This is a genomic window from Polaromonas sp. P3_C2 (assembly GCF_056402675.1).
The window spans coordinates 1-1,430 of sequence record NZ_JBFUGX010000889.1 but is presented as its reverse complement, the minus strand read 5'-3'; the positions used below and the strand labels follow the sequence as shown (position 1 = coordinate 1,430).

The 1,430-nt window shown below is 55.0% G+C and carries 2 protein-coding genes; both read right to left on the bottom strand.

Going from position 1 to position 1,430, the window contains the following annotated elements:
* Positions 1-441 precede the first annotated feature (441 nt).
* On the bottom strand, positions 442-1,029 hold the full coding sequence (locus AC1DWI_RS23080) for a hypothetical protein (protein ID WP_477671180.1): 588 nt from the start codon (positions 1,027-1,029) through the stop codon (positions 442-444).
* A 102-nt stretch (positions 1,030-1,131) separates the two neighbouring features.
* Positions 1,132-1,430 (bottom strand): hypothetical protein (locus tag AC1DWI_RS23075; protein WP_477725907.1); only part of this gene is annotated, 299 nt, incomplete at its 5' end.

Here is a 1,430-nt window from a genome sequence, read left to right as displayed (position 1 = left end):
GTTGTGGATCCGTGTCGATTGACATGTTATGCATAAGTCACCATAAGTCACTTCTCCTCTCGTTTCGGCTTTAGCGCCCAACCCGTCGCAATCAGGATGAGGCCAAATGCCAGCAAACCCCACGCGAGCATACTCGACTCCCTCGTGGGAACGACACGCATGTAGCGCGGAGTCGAAGCGCCAGACCAGAGAACTTGAAACCAAAGAGAAAGGTCAAATGGCAACAGGTCGCCAACCCTCAAAAGCAGCAGTAAAGCAATGACTACGACAGAGTAGCCAACGCACCGAAGCCAGGTCGAAGCTCTCATGCCATTTCGGTTCGCATGCCTGCGCTGCGGATCGATGCTGGACAACGTTGGAGCTGACCGGACGGCAATACTCGCGGCGAATCGGCCTTCTGCAGCTGTGGGTCGGCATCGAGCGACATGTTGGATTTCGCCGTCACTGCCCTGCCTCCTGACTGAAATGCGGACGAACCAATATAGAAATAACTTGAGCGATAGTCCAAGCCGCCGCATACGCAACGCACGTCAACATGAACACCGGAGCCAACTCGAAGGACATGAACAATGCACCGGCTGTAGCGGCGGCGAGTGCACCCACTGTCACCGAACCAATGCATCGAACGAACAGCAATCGGCCACTGATTGACTTGGCCGAGCCCGGCAAGAGAACAAGTGTGGGCCCCAAGCATGCCGCCAGTGCTACCCACAAGAATTCGTATTGAAGCGTGAATACGACCCCGATGATTGCCACAGAAGGCACGATACCCGCAGCGATGAGAATCGAGTTCCGAAGTCCAAGCTTGGTCTTTTGAGTCTTCGATATGTCGAAACCGGCAACACGAGCTGCGACTTTCGTTAAGAGGAACATGGAAACACCAAACAGGATGCCACCAATCAAAAATAGGCCCGTCACCAGAAGAAGCGTGAGGACTGGATTCGAACCGCCTCGAAAATCATAAAGAAAGAAGGCCAACATGGCCAAGCCCCATGCGAGTCCAAGCAAGATGAATCGCCAGATAGTCATGTGAGGCCTAACGCTTGAGCAAAGACACGCGCGGAGGCGAGACGGCTTGCCGTAGCGCGTCGGCGCTTGAGCAAGGGGTTAGGCCGCATACGGCGACGTGGCCTACGGCTTGCCGGGGCAACCATCATGTAGCGCGATTTCTTGATACTCGACCGCGTGTTCTTGGGGAAGCGGAACTATCTTCTTGACCTCAAGTAGTCGTGCGTCTTCCAGGCTGAATAGGAACAAGACGCCAGGCTCTTCTGGAAGGCCGCGAGGTGATGGCGACGTCTTGAACAGAACCTGGATGTAGTCGGGCAGGAATTGCTTGTCGTGATACCAGGACCCAGCCAGGGCAACTCCTTTCCGCGAACTGGCAGGGACAAGTTCGAGCAAGCAGCCTTTTACGACAGTGCTCTTTC

Bases quoted from the DNA above. Each gene is read 5' to 3' on its own strand.
- AC1DWI_RS23080 (WP_477671180.1), bottom strand. From the start codon at position 1,029: ATGACTATCTGGCGATTCATCTTGCTTGGACTCGCATGGGGCTTGGCC.